13 protein-coding genes are annotated in these 16,193 nt (G+C 65.7%); 9 read left to right on the top strand and 4 right to left on the bottom strand.

Features of this window, described 5'->3' with window-relative positions:
* Positions 1 to 72: 72 nt before the first annotated feature.
* The 3 genes from V6U71_RS18165 to V6U71_RS18175 all read right to left on the bottom strand — a co-directional run bounded on the left by V6U71_RS18165 (position 73) and on the right by V6U71_RS18175 (position 2,787).
* Positions 73 to 1,341, bottom strand: coding sequence for an efflux RND transporter periplasmic adaptor subunit (locus V6U71_RS18165; protein WP_411339750.1), 1,269 nt, complete (start codon positions 1,339 to 1,341; stop codon positions 73 to 75).
* Between the two features lie 403 nt (positions 1,342 to 1,744).
* Positions 1,745 to 2,356, bottom strand: coding sequence for a TetR/AcrR family transcriptional regulator (locus tag V6U71_RS18170; RefSeq protein ID WP_411339751.1), 612 nt, complete (start codon positions 2,354 to 2,356; stop codon positions 1,745 to 1,747).
* Between the two features lie 50 nt (positions 2,357 to 2,406).
* The gene (locus V6U71_RS18175) at positions 2,407 to 2,787 is read right to left on the bottom strand and encodes an OsmC family protein (RefSeq protein ID WP_411339752.1); all 381 of its coding nucleotides are present in this window, start codon (positions 2,785 to 2,787) and stop codon (positions 2,407 to 2,409) included.
* Between the two features lie 176 nt (positions 2,788 to 2,963).
* Here V6U71_RS18175 and V6U71_RS18180 point away from each other — a divergent pair, with 176 nt between their 5' ends.
* Positions 2,964 to 4,319 carry an amidohydrolase gene (locus tag V6U71_RS18180; RefSeq protein ID WP_411339753.1) on the top strand — a complete coding sequence of 452 codons (1,356 nt, stop codon included), beginning with the start codon at positions 2,964 to 2,966 and terminating at the stop codon, positions 4,317 to 4,319.
* Between the two features lie 19 nt (positions 4,320 to 4,338).
* Here the strand turns inward: V6U71_RS18180 and V6U71_RS18185 are convergent, their stop codons facing one another.
* Positions 4,339 to 5,094 carry a helix-turn-helix domain-containing protein gene (locus tag V6U71_RS18185; protein WP_054589223.1) on the bottom strand — a complete coding sequence of 252 codons (756 nt, stop codon included), beginning with the start codon at positions 5,092 to 5,094 and terminating at the stop codon, positions 4,339 to 4,341.
* Positions 5,095 to 5,297: 203 nt separating this feature from the next.
* Between V6U71_RS18185 and V6U71_RS18190 the strand changes: the two genes are divergently transcribed.
* The 8 genes from V6U71_RS18190 to V6U71_RS18225 all read left to right on the top strand — a co-directional run bounded on the left by V6U71_RS18190 (position 5,298) and on the right by V6U71_RS18225 (position 16,178).
* Positions 5,298 to 7,448, top strand: a complete 2,151-nt coding sequence (locus V6U71_RS18190; RefSeq protein WP_411339754.1) for a prolyl oligopeptidase family serine peptidase — start codon at positions 5,298 to 5,300, stop codon at positions 7,446 to 7,448.
* A 36-nt stretch (positions 7,449 to 7,484) separates the two neighbouring features.
* On the top strand, positions 7,485 to 8,948 hold the full coding sequence (locus tag V6U71_RS18195; protein ID WP_411339755.1) for an amidohydrolase family protein: 1,464 nt from the start codon (positions 7,485 to 7,487) through the stop codon (positions 8,946 to 8,948).
* Between the two features lie 235 nt (positions 8,949 to 9,183).
* On the top strand, positions 9,184 to 10,533 hold the full coding sequence (locus V6U71_RS18200) for an amidohydrolase (protein ID WP_411339756.1): 1,350 nt from the start codon (positions 9,184 to 9,186) through the stop codon (positions 10,531 to 10,533).
* Between the two features lie 379 nt (positions 10,534 to 10,912).
* Positions 10,913 to 11,458, top strand: coding sequence for a spore coat U domain-containing protein (locus tag V6U71_RS18205; RefSeq protein ID WP_411339757.1), 546 nt, complete (start codon positions 10,913 to 10,915; stop codon positions 11,456 to 11,458).
* Between the two features lie 22 nt (positions 11,459 to 11,480).
* Entirely contained in the window at positions 11,481 to 12,026 is a 546-nt protein-coding gene (locus V6U71_RS18210) for a spore coat U domain-containing protein (protein WP_411339758.1), read from the top strand.
* Between the two features lie 22 nt (positions 12,027 to 12,048).
* Positions 12,049 to 12,819: a molecular chaperone gene (locus V6U71_RS18215; RefSeq protein ID WP_411339759.1), complete on the top strand. Its 771-nt coding sequence runs from the start codon at positions 12,049 to 12,051 to the stop codon at positions 12,817 to 12,819.
* A gap of 6 nt (positions 12,820 to 12,825) precedes the next feature.
* A complete protein-coding gene (locus tag V6U71_RS18220) occupies positions 12,826 to 15,195 on the top strand; it encodes a fimbria/pilus outer membrane usher protein (RefSeq protein ID WP_411339760.1) in 2,370 nt (789 codons plus the stop codon).
* Positions 15,183 to 16,178: a spore coat U domain-containing protein gene (locus tag V6U71_RS18225; protein ID WP_411339761.1), complete on the top strand. Its 996-nt coding sequence runs from the start codon at positions 15,183 to 15,185 to the stop codon at positions 16,176 to 16,178. Before V6U71_RS18220 ends, V6U71_RS18225 begins: the two co-directional genes overlap by 13 nt.
* The last annotated feature ends 15 nt before the right edge of the window (positions 16,179 to 16,193 follow it).

Genomic DNA, 16,193 nt, shown 5'->3' on the forward strand with positions numbered 1-16,193 from the left:
GGCCGCCGGCCTTTGCGGGTGGCCGCGGCCCCCACCCCGGCCCCTCGCCCGATGGCGAGGGGCTAACTCAACTCACTTCGCGAAGGTCGCCTGCGCCGACAGCGGTTCGCTGGCCGATGCGGCTTTCTTCTCCGCTGCCGCCGCGATCCGGCCGGGCTTGGTCGCCGCCTTTTCGCCGGGCCGTGCGAACTGGTAGCCGGTGATCACGACGCGGTCGGTCGCGGCGAGCCCCGAACGGATGACGCGCAGGCCGTCGACCTCGGGACCGAGTTCGACCGGCTTCGCGGCAACCATGCCGTCCTTGCCGACGACATAGACGATCTTGCGCGCCTGATCGGTCTGCACCGCCGCCGCAGGGACGAGCAGCGCCTGAACGGTCTGGCCGGTCGACAGGCGCATGTTGCCGAACATGCCGGGGGTCAGGAACATTTCGGGGTTGGCGAAGCGGGCGCGGGCGCGGATCGTCCCCGAACGCGGGTCGAGCCCGTTGTCGGTGAAATCGAGCTGGCCCTTCCAGCGGTAATCGCCTTCGTCCTGCAGGCGGACTTCGACCGTCGAGCCCTTTTCGGCAGCGGCACGCTTGGCCTTCAGGAACAGGGCTTCGGAGCCCTGGAAGCTGAAATAGATCGGATCCATCGCATTGATCGTCGTCAGCAAAGTGCCACCGGCATCGCCGGCCGAGACGAGGTTACCCGCGTCGATCTGGCGATCGGAGATACGCCCGCTCAGCGGCGCGCGAACGGTGGTGAATTCGACGTCGAGGGCGCGCGCCGCAATGCGGGCGTCGGCCCCGGCAAGCGCTGCGTTTGCCGCACGGACGCGGGCGCGGAGGCGGTCGATCTCGCTCTGCGACACCGCCTCGACATCGACGAGCCGGCCGGCGCGTTCGAGTTCGAGCTGCGCCAACGCAAGATCGCTGCGCGCGCTGGTCGCCGACGCGCGCGCTTCGGCGAGCGCGGCGCGATAGGGACGCGGATCGATGGTGAAAAGCGGCTGGCCTTGACGGACGACCTGACCGTCCTTGAAATGGATCGCGGTAATCGCGCCCGAGACGCGCGGACGCACCTCGACCGATTTGCTCGCCTCGAAGCGGCCGATATAATCGTCCCATTCGGTGATCTCGCGCGCCAACGGCGACGCGACGGTCAGCACCGGCGGCGGTGCGGCGGCGGCCTGCGGGGTGCGGTCGCCGAGCAGCCACCAAGCGCCTGCGATCAATACAAGCAGGGCTCCGACCCACGCTGCGCGCCGGCGGCGGCCGGGGTGGAGCAGTTCGTTGAGGTCGCGGCGGACCTTGGCATCGGCGGGATCGAATTTTTCGATCGGAGTGTGGACGGTCATGGCTGGGCCTCTTCTTTTTGTTCGGTCGATCGGGCACACGCCCCCGATCCCGGAAGCGCATCTTCCGGGCCGGATCGGGCAATCCCTTGTCGAGAAGCGGCAAAGCGCCGCCCTCCCTGGACAGCCGCTTTTGTCGCGGCTGCCGGTTATCTGGCATATTCGTCGGATCTGAAGCCCGCCCCCGGTGGACCGGGCAGCGGCGAATCTTCCCGGCCACCGCACGGACGGGGTGCGGCAGCCGGTCGGGGGAGAGACTGTTTCCTTTCGAACGCGACCGCGCCTTCTCGGAAAAGCGCCAAGCGCTCCACCGGTGCCGGTTCATCCTTCTTTATGTACTATGCGGTATATAATCTATGCTGCGCCGCGTCAAGACCATATTGTACCGGTCAGTAAAATATTTCTATCAGCGTCCCGGCCACAGCTTCAGACTGGTCTCGACGAGCCGTTCGAGTTCGGCGCGCGTCGCGCCCGCACCCGCCTGCACCGCCATTCCCTGGTTTACCGCGGTGAGGAAGGACGCGAGGCCTTCGGGATCGGTGCCTTCGGGAAAATCGCCTTCGTCCCTGGCGCGCGCGAAGCGGGCGAGCATCGCCTTTTTCGCCGCCGCGCCGCGCGCGACGACGGCCTCGCGGATGCATTCAGCCTCGGCGCCGCAGGCAACCGAACTGATTACCCCGAGGCAGCCGTTCGGATTGTCGGGGCAAGTGTGCATATCGAGCGCGCCGTACATCAGCCGTTCGGCGACCCCGCGCGCGGTCGGCGCATCGAGCGCCGCGTGCATATAATCGGCCTTCTCGCGCTCGTAGAGATCGAGCGCCTTGTTGAAGAGCGCTTCCTTGTTGCCGAAGGCGGCGTAAAGGCTGGGCTTGGTGATTCCCATCGCATCGGTGAGGTCGGCCATCGAGGCGCCCTCATACCCCTTGCTCCAGAACACGCGCAGCGCCGCCGCGAGCGCGGCATCGACGCAGAATTCGCGCGGACGGCCCTTGGTGGCGGGGAGGGAATCGACTTCCATAACGGGCGGTATATATGTGGTCGGCGGGGCTTTGTCCAGTGGGGCGGCCTTCAGGCCAGCCGCGTATCGATCGGCAAGCCATTCTTCAGCGTCAGCGTCACCGGCGTTCGCTCGGCGATATCGGCCATCCGGGCCATTTGTTCGTCGTCGAGCCCCGCAATCGTCAGCACCCGGTCGATCCGCCGCTCGTCCTTGCCGTGAAGACGCAGCGCGACCTCGACCGACGCCATCGGCCAGCCCTTGCGGTCGGCATACATGCGCAGCGTGATCGCGGTGCACGCGCCGAGACTGGCGAGTAGCAGGTCGTAGGGCGCCGGCCCCACCCCCTGCCCGCCCAGCGAGCGCGGCTCGTCGGCGACGATCGCATGGCCGCCGACCTCGATCTCGGTGCGATAGCGGTCGTTGCCGATCCGTGCGGTGCCCTGCGCCATGCGTCTCTCCTTTGCTGCCGCACCACTAAGGCGATTTGCGGCCGCCGGGCAAGCTGGCAGCGCTTGCCAGCCTTCCGATAAGCGGGCACCAGAAGCACGGCCCGGGCGCAGCCCCGGCACATTCAACAGATGAGCAGCAATTGGGGGAAGCGATCGTGGCGTATCGGAAGCAGAGCATGGGCAGCATTCACAACGGCGTCCGGACTTCCCGCCGGACGGGATTCGCCGCGCTGGTCGCGGCATGCCTCACCGCCACGCCCGCGCTTGCCGCGTCCGACGTCGTGCCCGCCGTCGAAGCCGATTATGCCGCGCATCTCGAAAAGCTGTTCCTCGATTTCCACCAGAATCCCGAACTCTCGTTTCTCGAGGTCCGCACCGCCGCGATCATGGCGAAGGAACTCCGCGCAATCGGCGGGATCGAGGTCACCGAAAAGGTCGGCGGTACCGGCGTCGTCGGGGTGATGCGCAACGGCGACGGCCCGGTGCTGTTGATGCGTGCCGACATGGACGGGTTGCCGCTGAAGGAAGACAGCGGGCTGCCCTATGCCTCGACCGCGACGCAGGTCGACCGCGACGGGGTGACCAAGCCGGTGATGCAGGCGTGCGGCCACGACGTCCATATCACCGCGCTGATCGGCGCCGCGCGCCAGCTCGCACGCCTCAAGGACCGGTGGCAGGGTACGATCCTGTTCGTCGTCCAGCCCGCCGAGGAACGGATCGCCGGCGCCCGGATGATGCTCGAAGACGGGCTCTACACGCGCTTCGGCAAGCCGGACTATGCGATCGGTTTCCACGTCACGTCCGACTTTCCGTCGGGCACGCTCGGGATCGAGCCCGGGACCGTGCTGTCCTCGGCCGACAGCGTCGATGTGATCATCCCGGGTGTCGGCGCGCACGGCGCTTCGCCGCAGATGGGCAAGGACCCGATCGTGATGGGGTCCGAAATCGTCATGGCGCTCCAGACGCTGGTCAGCCGCCAGATATCGCCCCTCAAACCCGGCGTCGTCACCGTCGGCTCGTTCCAAGCGGGCAACAAGCATAATATCATTCCCGACAAGGCGCTGCTGCAACTCAGCGTCCGCGCCGATGACGAGGGGACGCGCGCCAAGCTGATCGACGGGATCAAGCGGATCGCGGTCAATGTCGGCCGGATGAACGGCATGCCCGAGGACAAGCTGCCCGAAGTGAAAGTCGGGTTCGAATCGACCCCGGTAACCTCGAACGACCCGGCGCTGACCCAGCGCGTGCGCAGCGCCTTCGTCGCCGGACTCGGCGAGGATGTCCTCTATTCGAAGCCGCGCGAAAGCATGGGGTCGGAGGATTTCTCCTATTTCATCCAGCCCGACCTCAAGGTGCCCGGCGCCTTCTTCTGGGTCGGCGGCACCCCGCGCGCCGAATATGACGCGGCGGCGAAGGGCGGCGCACCGCTACGTCCACACCATTCACCATTCTTCCGGATCGAGCCGCGTCCGGCGGTGACGCTGGGGACGCAGGCGATGACGGTCGCCGCGCTCGATATCCTCAAGAAATAGCCCGCGCGGCGGGGCAGCGTCACGCCGTCGTTTCGAGCCGCCGCATTTCGGTCGGCGCCATCCCGAAACGGCGCGCGAAGGCGCGGGTGAAGCTGGCGTTGCTCATATAGCCGCAGCGATAGCCGATGCTCGAAATCGGCAGGTCGCTCTGGGCCAGCAACCGTTTCGCATGTTCCAGCCGGCGTTCGCTGACCGCTTCGGGAACGGTGCATTGGTAAAGCTCGCGAAAGCCGTAGGTCAGCTTCGCCTTGCTGAGCCCGCACCGCCGCGCGACATTGCCGACCGTCAGCTTTTCCTGCCAGCGCTCGTTGACCATCTGGTGCGCCGCCGCGATCCGCGTGATGTCCTGCTCGCTCAGCGTCGTGACGCCGCCGACCTCGACCATGCTGTTCGCCTGGAGCGCGATGAAGAGCTGGCAGAGCAGCTCCATGCTGCGCGCGACGCGCAGCATTTCCGGCACCAGCCCCTCGCCCTCGACCGCAACGACGGCACGCCCCAGCCCGCGCAGATTGGCGGGCAGATACCAGCGCCCGTCGGGGCGTGGCAGCAGGTCGAACAGGCGCAGACATTCGCTCCGGCTGATCGCGAAGACGATCAGATGGTCCTGCGCCTCGCCGTCCAGATCATCTGCGGTCAGCATCATCACCGCCGGCTCGCCGATATCGCCAAAGCCGAGGATCACCGCATCAAGCGGCAGGCGGGCGGGGTCGCAGACGCCGCGCCCGACGAAGCTCGTGAACGCGGGTGAGATGATGACGGAAAGCTTGCTGGTCATTGGCAATGGTTCACATGTCACGGCTGCGCCAAGTCTAGCAAGATACAGCAGTGTATCAATCGCGCAATTCTCCCTTGGCCGATCGACGCCGATAACGCCTTCAACCTCATTCCCGTTCGGAACAACATGTGTCCGAATCCGGCATTTTCACGTCACGGGTAATATGGAATATATTATACGATAATTGAAAACGGGAGGCGAGCATGCGGGGACATTTCCTATTCGCGATGTCGGTGTCGGGATTGATGCTGATGACACCGCCCGCTGCCCGGGCTGCGCAGGAAACGTCGGCGGCGGCCGCTGCCCCTATCGCCTATCCCCAGACCCGACGCGATAATGTCGTCGAGGATCATTTCGGACAGAAGGTCGCCGATCCCTATCGCTGGCTGGAGAATGACGTCCGCGAGGACAGGCAGGTCGCGGCGTGGGTCGAGGCACAGAACAAGGTAACCGGCGCATATCTCGACGCGCTGCCCGGGCGCGACCTGTTCAGGGCCCGGCTGAAGCAGTTGTTCGACCACGAGCGCTTCACCGTGCCGATCAAGCGCGGCGGCCGTTATTTCTATCGCCGCAATTCGGGACTGCAGAATCAGGCGGTACTCTATGTCCGCGACAGCCTGAACGGGCCCGAACGGGTGCTGATCGACCCCAATAGCTGGTCGAAAGACGGCGCCGACGCGCTCGCCGAGCTGTCGGTATCAAACGACGGCAAGCGCATGGCCTATGCCGTGCAGGAAGGCGGCGGCGACAAGCGGACCTTCCGCGTCCTCGACATCGACAGCGGCAAGACGTTGGCCGACGAGGTCCATTGGGCGCGCTTCACCACGATCGAGTGGCTGAAGGACGGGTCGGGCTTTTTCTATTCGCGCTTTCCTGCCACCACCGCTTTCCAGAGCCTGGCGCACAACCACAGCATCTATTTCCACAAGGTCGGCACGCCGCAGGCGCAGGACCGGCTGGTCCATGCGACGCCCGACGAGCCGAAGACCGCGCATTATTCGGGGATCACCGACGACGGACGCTATCTGACCATCGTGTCCGACAATGGCTCGATCCAGCCCAAGCTGGGCATCGTCGATCTGAAGTCGAGAGACTGGAAGGTCCGCCACCTCGCCGGCGACTATAACAGCAGCTGGTTCTATGTCGGCAATGTCGGCACCAAATTCTATATCGCGACCAGCGAGGGCGCGGAGCGGTTCAAGCTGGTGTCGATGGATATCGCCGCCGCCGATCCGGTCGCGACCGATGTCGTGCCCGAACAGGAGGCGACCCTCAAATCCGGCCGGCTGATCGGCGACACGCTGTTGCTGTCCTATCTGGTCGATGTGAAGTCGGAGGTGCGGCGCTTCACGCTCGACGGCAAGCCGGCGGGGGTCGTGCCGCTGCCTGGCATGGGCGTCGCGGGCGAAATCAGCGGCAGCGCGAGCGATCCGGAGACCTTCTTCGAATTCAGCAGTTTCAACATCCCGAAGACGATCTACCGCTATGATGCGGCCGCCAACACCGTCACCCCGTGGGCCAGTCCGGAGGTGAAGGCCGATCTCGACAAGATCGTGGTCGAGCAGCGCTTCTATCATTCGAAGGACGGCACGCGGGTGCCGATGTTCGTCGTGCGCCGCAAGGATGTGACCGGACCCGCGCCGACGATCCTCTACGGCTATGGCGGCTATACGCTGGTCTTCCCGCCTGAATTTTCGGAAGAAAAGCTCGCCTGGGTCGAGCAGGGCGGCGTCTATGCGGTCGCCCATATCCGCGGCGGCGGCGAATATGGCGAGGCTTGCCATGACGCCGGCCGCCTGCACAAGAAGCAGAATGTTTTCGACGATTTCATCGCCGCCGGCGAATATCTGAAAGCGCAGCAGATCACCCCGGCCAAGGGGCTGGCGATCCAGGGCGAGTCCAATGGCGGCATGCTGATCGGCGCGGTCGTCAACCAGCGGCCCGATCTGTTCGAAGCCGCGTTGCCGATGGTCGGGGTGCAGGACATGCTGCGCTTCCACAAGTTCACCAACGGCATCTTCTGGACCACCGAATATGGCTCGCCCGAGGTGGAGGCCGACTTTCGCAACCTCTATCGCTATTCGCCCTATCATAATATCCGGTCGGGCGTGACCTATCCGGCGATCCTCGCGGTGACGGCCGACACCGACGATCGCGTGATCCCGGGACATACGTTCAAATACACGGCGGCGCTGCAGGCCGCGGACATCGGCCCCCGACCGCATCTGGTCCGCATCGAGACGCGCGCCGGGCATGGCCGCGGCAAGCCGGTCGACAAGATCGTCGAGGAGACCGCCGACATGTGGGCCTTCGCGGCGAAGTGGACCGGATTGCCGATCGAACCGGTCGAGTGACCGGGCAGGCGCAGGGCTGGGACAAGGGGAAAGATGATGACAATCGCACGGATCGCCGCGCTGCTGCTTGCGACCGCTATCACCGCGACGCCGGTCATGGCGCAGGAGCCGGTTATAGCGCAGGATAGGGATAGCGGACCGGAGGCGCGGCCGCTCTATAATCGCGACCAGTGGCTGCCCCCGACGGTGCCGACGTCGGACGAGGTGCTGCGTATCCCGGTACCCGCCGACTATAACGCGCCCAAGGGGTCGTTCGTGCTGGTGGGCGGCCGGTTGTTCGACGGCACCGGCAAGCCGGCACGCCCGGCGACGGTGGTCGTTCAGGGCAAGTCGATCACGGCGGTGCTGAGCCCCGGCGACAGGAACTGGCCGGCCGATGCGGTGGTCTATGATGTCGCGGGCAAGACGGTGATGCCCGGTCTGATCGACCTGCATACACACCTGACGAACTTCCGTTCGGCAGACGCGGCCAACGTCTATTCGTCAGCCGGGATCAGCGGCGCAGAATCGGTGATGCGCGGGCAGTGGCGCATGGGCATCTTCCTGCAGGCCGGGGTCACCAGCATGCGCGACGTCGGGTCGCATGGCGATGCGCCATTCGTGCTCAAGCGGGCGCAGGCGGCCGGCGAAATTCCCGGTCCGCGTATCTTCGCGGCGGGCCAGCTCATCACCCAGACCGGCGGACATGCTGCAATCCATGCCTTCGGACCGGGCTTTCCCGAAGTCCCCAATGGCAACCCGAATTCGATGACCCGTATCGCGTCCGGTCCCGACCAGTGGCGCGAGGCGGTGCGCATCCAGTTCGCCAAGGGCGCCGACCTGATCAAACTCGCCAGCGAGTATAGTCAGGCCGAGATCACCGCGGCCGTCGATGAGGCGCATTCGCTTGGCTTGCCGGTGACGACGGATACCGAAACCCAATATATCGACATGGCGATCAGGGCCGGGGTGGACTCGATCGAACATCCGCTGCCGCGCAGCGACGCGGCGATCGCGCTGATGGCCAGGCGCGGCATCGCCTCGGTCCCGACCTTCGTTCCCTATCGCCTCGTCATGCGGACTTGGGGCGGTGGATATTTCGGCTCCACCTCGCGCCGGTTCGAACTGAACGAGGAGAGCATCCTCGCAATGGGCAGGAAAATGCGGCGCGCCGGCATCAAAATGGGAATCGGGCTCGACCTGATCAGCGATTGGCCGGACTATATGCCCGGCGCCTATATCAACGAGCTCGAGAGCTTCGAACTGATCGGCTACACGAAGACGGAAGCGCTGGTCGCGGCGACCAAGACGAGCGCCGAGATCATGCACATGGGCGACCGGCTGGGGACGATCGAGCCCGGCAAGCTGGCCGACATCATCGTCGTCGACGGCAATCCCGACGAGGATTTCGCCGCGCTGCGCAAGGTCAGGACCGCCTTCGTGGGCGGCCGGCTGATGCTGCAGGACGGCCGCCTCTACAAGCCGCCGCACGAAGAAGTGCCGATGCCGGAGAGGAAATAGCCTGACCGGGATCGCCGTCGCCGAGGCGCGCCCTGCCCGGCACGACCGGACATCTTCGTGCTATCTTGCTCCGCCGGCCATGCTTTCGACGTCGCGATATCGGAACTCGCTCCGCAATCTCTCTTGTTCAGTTGATAATTCAATTCATATTGCATCAAGTGTTGAAGCAAGGCAATAAGGTCGCCTGACATGCGATCCTTCGGTGCCCAAGCACCGAATTGCCGGGAGATACACGATGCGCAAAAAGTTGCTGGCGATCGCCGCCGGGGCCGCTGCAACGCCAGCCCTCGCCCAGACGCCTCCGGCGCCGGCCTTCGACGTGGCAGCCGCGAGGGCCCGCATCGCGCCGGTTCTCGAAAAGGCCTATCCGCATCTGGATGCGATCTACAAAGACATCCATGCCCATCCCGAACTCGGATTTCAGGAGACCCGCACGGCGGCCCTCCTTGCCGAGGAAATGCGCCAGCTCGGCTTTACCGTGACAACCGGAATCGGCGAGACGGGCATTGTCGCAATCTACAAGAATGGCGATGGCCCGATCATCCTGGTGCGCACGGAACTCGATGCGCTTCCGATGGAAGAAAAAACAGGGCTTTCCTATGCGAGCCGCGTCCAGCAGACCGCGAACGGCAGCAGCACCTTCGTCGCCCATAGTTGCGGGCATGACCTCCACATGGCGTGGTGGCTCGGCACCGCGACGACCCTTGTGGAAATGAAGGATCGCTGGAGCGGAACGCTGATGTTCGTCGGCCAGCCCGCCGAAGAGCTCGGCACGGGCGCCAGGGCGATGCTCGACGATGGTCTTTTCACCCGCTGGCCGAAGCCCGACTTCGCCTTTGCGGCGCACGTCATGCCGCTGCCCACGGGCCTTGTCATCGTGAAGGACGGCGTCGTCAGTTCGGCGTCCGACGCGATCGACATCAGCTTCAACGGCGTCGGCGCCCACGGATCGATGCCCGACAAGGGTATCGACCCCATCATGATGGGCAGCCGCTTCGTGACCGACGTACAGTCCGTCATCAGCCGCGAAAAGGATCCGAAGGCCTTTGGCGTCATCACCGTCGGCAGCTTCGTGGCCGGCACCGTCGGCAACATCATTCCCGACCGGGCGGACCTCAAGCTGACCCTTCGCTCTTATGACGACGCGACACGGAAGCTCCTGGTCGAGGGGGTCGAAAGAACGGCGCGCTCGGTAACCGACATGGCGCGCGCGCCGGCCCCTGTGATCACCCATCAGGGCGGGACCGCCGCGGTCGTCAATACCACCGACCTCGCGCAAAAAGCCGCGACGATGCTGAAGACCGCCTTCGGCAGCGAAGCCATCTTCGTCCCCGCCAGCGAGGCCGGCGGCAACGCCAGCGAAGATTATTCCGAATTGGTGAAGGCGGGCATAGCATCGGTTTTCTTCGCGATCGGCGGGCTCGATCCTGCCCTTTTTGCCAAAGCGCAGGCCGACAAGACCGCCATCCCCGTCAATCACTCGCCGTTTTTCGCGCCAGTGCCGGAGGCAAGCATCAAGCGCGGCGCCGAAGTTCTGACCCTCGCCGCTCTCATGGCACTCGCGCAGCCCGGCGCGGGGCAATAGCCGGGCGTGCGAGACGCGCCGGAAGAGAGTCGCGCTGGCTGTGCGATGTCCGCCAGCCAATATGGCTAGCGGAGCGAAACATCCATTACGGAAGAACCCGTCGTCCAGCCCGGTGCCCTGCGCCGATGATTCCGCAAAATCCCTCGCCTCCCGTCGCATCCGGCCTGACGCAGCAATGCTCCAGATCGGACCCACCCCGCCGTGACAATTCAACAATCTCTCTATAGTATCAATATAAAATGCAGGAAGTATAATTTTAATAACATAATAAATTAATTCATCATATTGTTGCAACTTGTTAACTCCATGATCGTATGTTGATTTTGCCGAGAACATAAATAGCGGCAAAAAAAGGGGGGATAGATCAGGAGTTATTCTCGTGCGTAAACATCTATTACACGCCACCCTCCTCCTTCCTGCCCTGTTTATTGCTGCCCCCCCGGCGTATGCCGATATTACGGGAACGATCGACGCGACGATCACGCTCGAAGCCGGCTGCATCATCAATGGTCAGAATTACGACGATGGCTCGACCGGCGTAGATTTCGGCACGCTCGATTTCGGGACCCAGAACACGCTGTTCACCCAGACCGATGCACAGGTGCTCAGCGGCGCGACCGGTTTCACGATCCAGTGCAGCAACGGCATCACGCCGACCCTGTCGTTCGACGCCGGGCAGAATGACGGGTCGGGTGCGGGCACCGGGCTCCATGCCATGGCGCATCAAACCGCCGCGGGGCAGTTCGTGACCTATAATCTCTATTCGGATGCCGGCCGTACGGCCGTCATCCCGGTCGGCGGAGACATCGTCCTCGCCGGCGACGGATCGGTGCAGACGGTGAACGTTTATGGCCGCGCATTCGGCGAGGCCGGGCTGACGCCGGGCGTCTATGCCGACGTCGTAACGGTGGTGGTCGAGCTTTAGGGCCGGCCGCCGGTTCGCGGCGATGTCCCGCCCACGCCCGTGGACCGCATTGGCGGCTTTTGCCGGGCTCGTCGCATATGCGGCGGGCAGCTCCGCGCAAGCCGAAACGACAGCCCAGTTCGACGTTTCGGCGACGATCACCGCCGGATGTCTGGTCGACGGTCTCGGCGGCAGCGGCAATGCCGGACGGGTCGGCACGCTCGATTTCGGGCTCGATTCGACCTTCTCGACCGCGACGCACACCGCGACGACGACCGGCACCCAGGCGATCCGCCTGCGCTGCACCCCGGGCGCCAATCTGACGATGAGCATCGACGGCGGCAGCCATGCAGCCGCTGGCGCGCGCAATCTCCAGCTTGGTGCCAACAGCGGCGCGCGCCTCGTCTACACGCTGTGCCGCGATGCCGGATGCACCCAGCCGATCGCGATCGGCACACCCTACGCAGTCCCGGTCTCCGGCGCGAACAGCGAGGATGTGCGCCTGCCGATCTACGGCTTGCTGACGCTGCCCGGAACGCGGCCGCCCGGCACCTACACCGACACGTTGACGGTCACGCTGACATGGTGACCGCGCTTCCAAGGATTGGCCCATGAAACGCGCATATCTTCCCGTCGTCCTGTTGATCGTTGCGATCATGATGCTCCTCACCGCGCCTCGCCCCGCTGGGGCGCGGCAGCCCGGGTCGATCCTGATCTGGCCGATCAATCCGGTCATCGAAGGCGATGATCGAGCGGCCGCGCTATGGCTCGAAAACCCGGGGAAGACGCCGGTCACGCTGCAGATACTCGTCTATGCCTGGGCCCAGCAGGACGGCCGCGACGCCTATGCGCCGCAGGACGAGGTGCTGGGAACGCCGCCGATCGTCAGCATCCAGCCCGGCGAACGGCAACTGGTCCGCCTGACCCGCACGACGCCGCCGCCGACCGTCGCGGAAAAGCCTTACCGCGTCGTCGTCGACGAAATCCCGACCAGCGATGCGCCGACGGCGCCGGGCGCCGCGGTCAGTTTCCGGATGCGCTACTCGCTGCCACTGTTTTCCTATGCCGGGGGCGAGGCCCGTAAAGGCAAGGCAAAGGCGCCGCCGCCGCCCGCGCTCGGCTGGCGTTTCGGCTCCGACGCGAGCGGGCGCTTTCTCGAGATCCGCAATAGCGGCGCCGGCCACGCGCGCCTCACCGACGTCGCTTTCGTGACGAGCGGCCGCCGCTCGGCGATCGCCGAAGGACTGTTCGGCTATGTGCTCCCCGGCGCGACAATGCGCTGGCCTTTGCCGCAGGGAACGACGGCGCCGGGCGACCTGTCGGCCCTGTCGGCGGCGATCAACGGGCAGCAGAGCGCGCGCATCGAGCGTCTGCCGGAATGACGGGCGGTGGCGCGCGCGATATTTCCGCCGCGACGCCTCCGCTGGGCGCCGGCCTTTGCCGCCGCGCTCTGCAGCCCCGGCGGCGCCTATGCCGCGAATGGCGATACGCGCCTCGATGGCTACGCCGACCTGCCGCCCCCCGTGCGGTCGGACGACGTCGCGAAGCTCGCCGCCGAGCAGCGGCTCGAGCTCGAACTCTTCGTCAATGGCCTGCAGACCGGCATTGTCGCGGCCGTCGTCAAGCAGGGTGGCCGGTTCCGGATGCAGGTGGCCGACCTGCGCCGCGCCGGACTGTTGTTCGAAGCGCCGGGCGACATGCTGTTCCTCGACGATCTCGAAGGCGTGCGCGCCGACTATGATGCGCTGACGCAGCAACTGCACCTGACCGTGTCGCCCGAATATCTCCCCGCCCAGCGGCTTGGCGGGGCGGACCGCGAATTCCGGCCGGCGCAATATGATATGGGGGCGCTGCTCAATTACGATCTTTATGTCACCGGCGGCAACCGGGGGTCCGTCCAGGCGTCGCTATGGCACGAAGCGCGCATATTCGGCCCGGCAGGCATTTTTTCGACTACCGGCGCGATCCGCACCGGCGCCGGGAAGCGCTACGTCCGCTTCGACAGCTATTGGCGCTGGTCCGACGAGCGCAGCATGACGACGGTCGAAGCGGGCGATATCATCACGCGGACCTTGCCCTATGCGCCCGCCGTCCGCCTCGGCGGCATTCAGGTGTCGCGCGACTTTTCCGTCCGCCCCGACATCATCACCTATCCGCTGCCCGAATTCGCCGGCAACGCCGCGCTGCCGTCGACCGTCGATCTGGTCGTCGACGGCCAGCGGATCGCGGGTAGCCGGGTCAATCCCGGACCCTTCACCCTCGGCACGCTGCCGCCGATCAACGGCTATGGCCAGGCCAACCTGATCGTCACCGACATGCACGGCCGCAGCGTCGCGACGGCGCTGCCCTTCTATGTGAGCAGCGCGTTGCTTCGCCCGGGCCTGACCGATTATTCGGTCGCGGCGGGCGCGTTCCGCCGCAACTATGGCATCCGCAATTTCGATTATGGCGGCCTCGCGGTCAGCGCCTCGGCCCGCCACGGAGTGACTCCCGGCGTGACGCTGGAAGTGCGCGCCGAGGTCGCCGACGACATGCGGCTCGCCGGCGGCGGCGCCGTCGTGAAGCTCGGCAATTTCGGAACGGTCAGCGCCGCCTATAGCCGCAGCTTCGGGGACAATGCCAATGGCGGCCAGCTCGACCTTGCTTATGAATATCAGGCGCGGGGCTTTTCGATCGGACTGCGCCACACGCGGCGCGGCAGCGGCTATCTAGACCTCGGCCTCCTCGATCGCGGCAATCGTGGCAATCGCCCGGGCTGGGAACGGCTAAGCGCTGCAACCGCGAGCGTGTCGCTGGGCGCGGCCGGAACACTGGGCATCGGCTATTTCGAACTGCGGCAGGAACGCGGGCGCGATGCGCGGCTGGCGAATCTCGCCTGGGCGATCCCGCTGTGGGGCGAAAGCCGGGTCTATGCGTCGCTGTCGCGCGATTTCATCGACCGCAGATGGTCGGGCGCGCTGACGCTCAGCATCCCGCTCGGCGGCGGTACGCTCAACGCCGGGGTGGCGCGGGATCAGGACGGGCGCGCCGGCGTGCGAGCCGACTATTCGCAGCCGGTTCCGACCGAGGGCGGTTTCGGCTGGAACGCCAGCGCCGTGAGCGAGGACGGCGGCAGTCCCTATCTGCGCGGCGACGTGATCTGGCGGACGCAGCCGGTCCAGCTCCGCGCCGGCGCCTATGGCCGCGACGATGTCACCGCCTGGTTCGGGGCAAGCGGCTCGCTGGTCTTCATGGACGGCTCGCTCTTTGCCGCGAACCGCGTTTCCGACGCCTTTGCGGTGGTCAGCACCAATGGCGAACCCGGCATCCCGGTGCGTTACGAGAACCAGCTCATCGGCACGACCAACGACAAGGGCCAGCTGCTCGTCCCGTCTGCGAGCGCTTATTATCCCGCGCGCTACGACATCGATACGCTCGACCTGCCCGCGAACGTGCAGACTCCGGTCGTCAGCCAGCGCGTCGCGATCGCCGCGGGCAGCGGTCATGTCATCCGCTTTCCGGTCGCGCATATGGCCGCGGCGCGCGCCACGCTCCGCGACGCCGCGGGCGCGGTGATCCCGGCGGGGGCGGCGGTCACGATCAACAGCGATCGTTCGACTTACGTCGGCTGGGACGGCCTGCTCTTCATCGAGCAGGTCGCGGCGGACAATCGCATCGCGGTCAGCCTGCCCGACGGCACGACCTGCCACGCCGCCTTCGCCACCGATCCGAAAGCCGACGCCATCATCGAACTGGGAAGTGTGACATGCCGACCCTGACCCGCCTTGCCGGAGCGTCGCTCCTGTTCGCTGCCGCAATCATGGCGCCGGAGGCGGCATCGGCTTGCACGACCGCGACGACGAATACGAATCTCGGCAGCTTCAGCTCCTATACGATCGCCTCGACGCCGCAGCAGGGCAGCGGTCTGGCCGGCCTTCAGTGCGATATCCTCCTCGCGGCGCTCACCACCCATTATATCGGCCTGCGTGTCGAAGCCTCGACATTCCGGCTGACCGGACCGACCGGCCAAACGATTCCCTACACCGCATCGCTGACGTCCGGCGGCACGCCGCTGGCGGTGGGTAATGTCCTCGACCTGTCGTCGCTCAGCCTCGTCAGCCTGCTCTCCGGAACGAACAACAGCGTGCCGATCTATTTCCGCACCAGCACGGCCGCGGGCCTCCGCGCCGGCACCTACACCGGCTTCATCGATCTTCGCTGGTATTATTCGGTCTGCTCGCTGGGCGTGGCGGTGTGCCTTGCCTATTCGTCCAGCCCCGGTTTTGTCCGCCCGCTCCTGGGGCCGGCGACCGTCTGGGGAACCGGCGTTCCGGTGCGCGTCAATGTCCAGCTGACCGTCCAGAACGACTGCATCATCACCGCACCGAACGTCGCCTTCGGATCGGCACCGCTGGCCGGCGCCTTCAATCCCGTGACGCGCACGATCCTGATCCGTTGCAGCGCGGGCGCAGCTTACACGGTCGGTCTCAACGACGGCAACAATGCCGTCGGCGGCGTGCGGCGGATGCGCAGCGGCACCAATTATCTGCGCTATGAACTCTACAAGACCGCCACGTCCGCCGACCGGTGGGGCGCCGTCGGCGCCGCGCGCCGCAGCAGCGCCAGCGCCGACACCAACGCCGGCATCTATGATTCCACGACAACGCAGGGCTATACTTATCGCGCCGCGATCCTGCCGGGGCAGATCACCCCGCCGGCGGGCAGCTACAGCGACACAATCCGGATCGACGTGGCCTTTTAAGACTGCATCCGGCCA

Origin of the sequence: Sphingopyxis sp. J-6 (assembly GCF_046603995.1) — a bacterium.
GTDB lineage: Bacteria > Pseudomonadota > Alphaproteobacteria > Sphingomonadales > Sphingomonadaceae > Sphingopyxis.

Coding starts and splice junctions, on each gene's coding strand:
- V6U71_RS18165 (WP_411339750.1), bottom strand. CDS start 1,341: ATGACCGTCCACACTCCGATCGAAAAATTCGATCCCGCCGATGCCAAG.
- V6U71_RS18170 (WP_411339751.1), bottom strand. CDS start 2,356: ATGGAAGTCGATTCCCTCCCCGCCACCAAGGGCCGTCCGCGCGAATTC.
- V6U71_RS18175 (WP_411339752.1), bottom strand. CDS start 2,787: ATGGCGCAGGGCACCGCACGGATCGGCAACGACCGCTATCGCACCGAG.
- V6U71_RS18180 (WP_411339753.1), top strand. CDS start 2,964: ATGGGCAGCATTCACAACGGCGTCCGGACTTCCCGCCGGACGGGATTC.
- V6U71_RS18185 (WP_054589223.1), bottom strand. CDS start 5,094: ATGACCAGCAAGCTTTCCGTCATCATCTCACCCGCGTTCACGAGCTTC.
- V6U71_RS18190 (WP_411339754.1), top strand. CDS start 5,298: ATGCGGGGACATTTCCTATTCGCGATGTCGGTGTCGGGATTGATGCTG.
- V6U71_RS18195 (WP_411339755.1), top strand. CDS start 7,485: ATGACAATCGCACGGATCGCCGCGCTGCTGCTTGCGACCGCTATCACC.
- V6U71_RS18200 (WP_411339756.1), top strand. CDS start 9,184: ATGCGCAAAAAGTTGCTGGCGATCGCCGCCGGGGCCGCTGCAACGCCA.
- V6U71_RS18210 (WP_411339758.1), top strand. CDS start 11,481: ATGTCCCGCCCACGCCCGTGGACCGCATTGGCGGCTTTTGCCGGGCTC.
- V6U71_RS18215 (WP_411339759.1), top strand. CDS start 12,049: ATGAAACGCGCATATCTTCCCGTCGTCCTGTTGATCGTTGCGATCATG.
- V6U71_RS18225 (WP_411339761.1), top strand. CDS start 15,183: ATGCCGACCCTGACCCGCCTTGCCGGAGCGTCGCTCCTGTTCGCTGCC.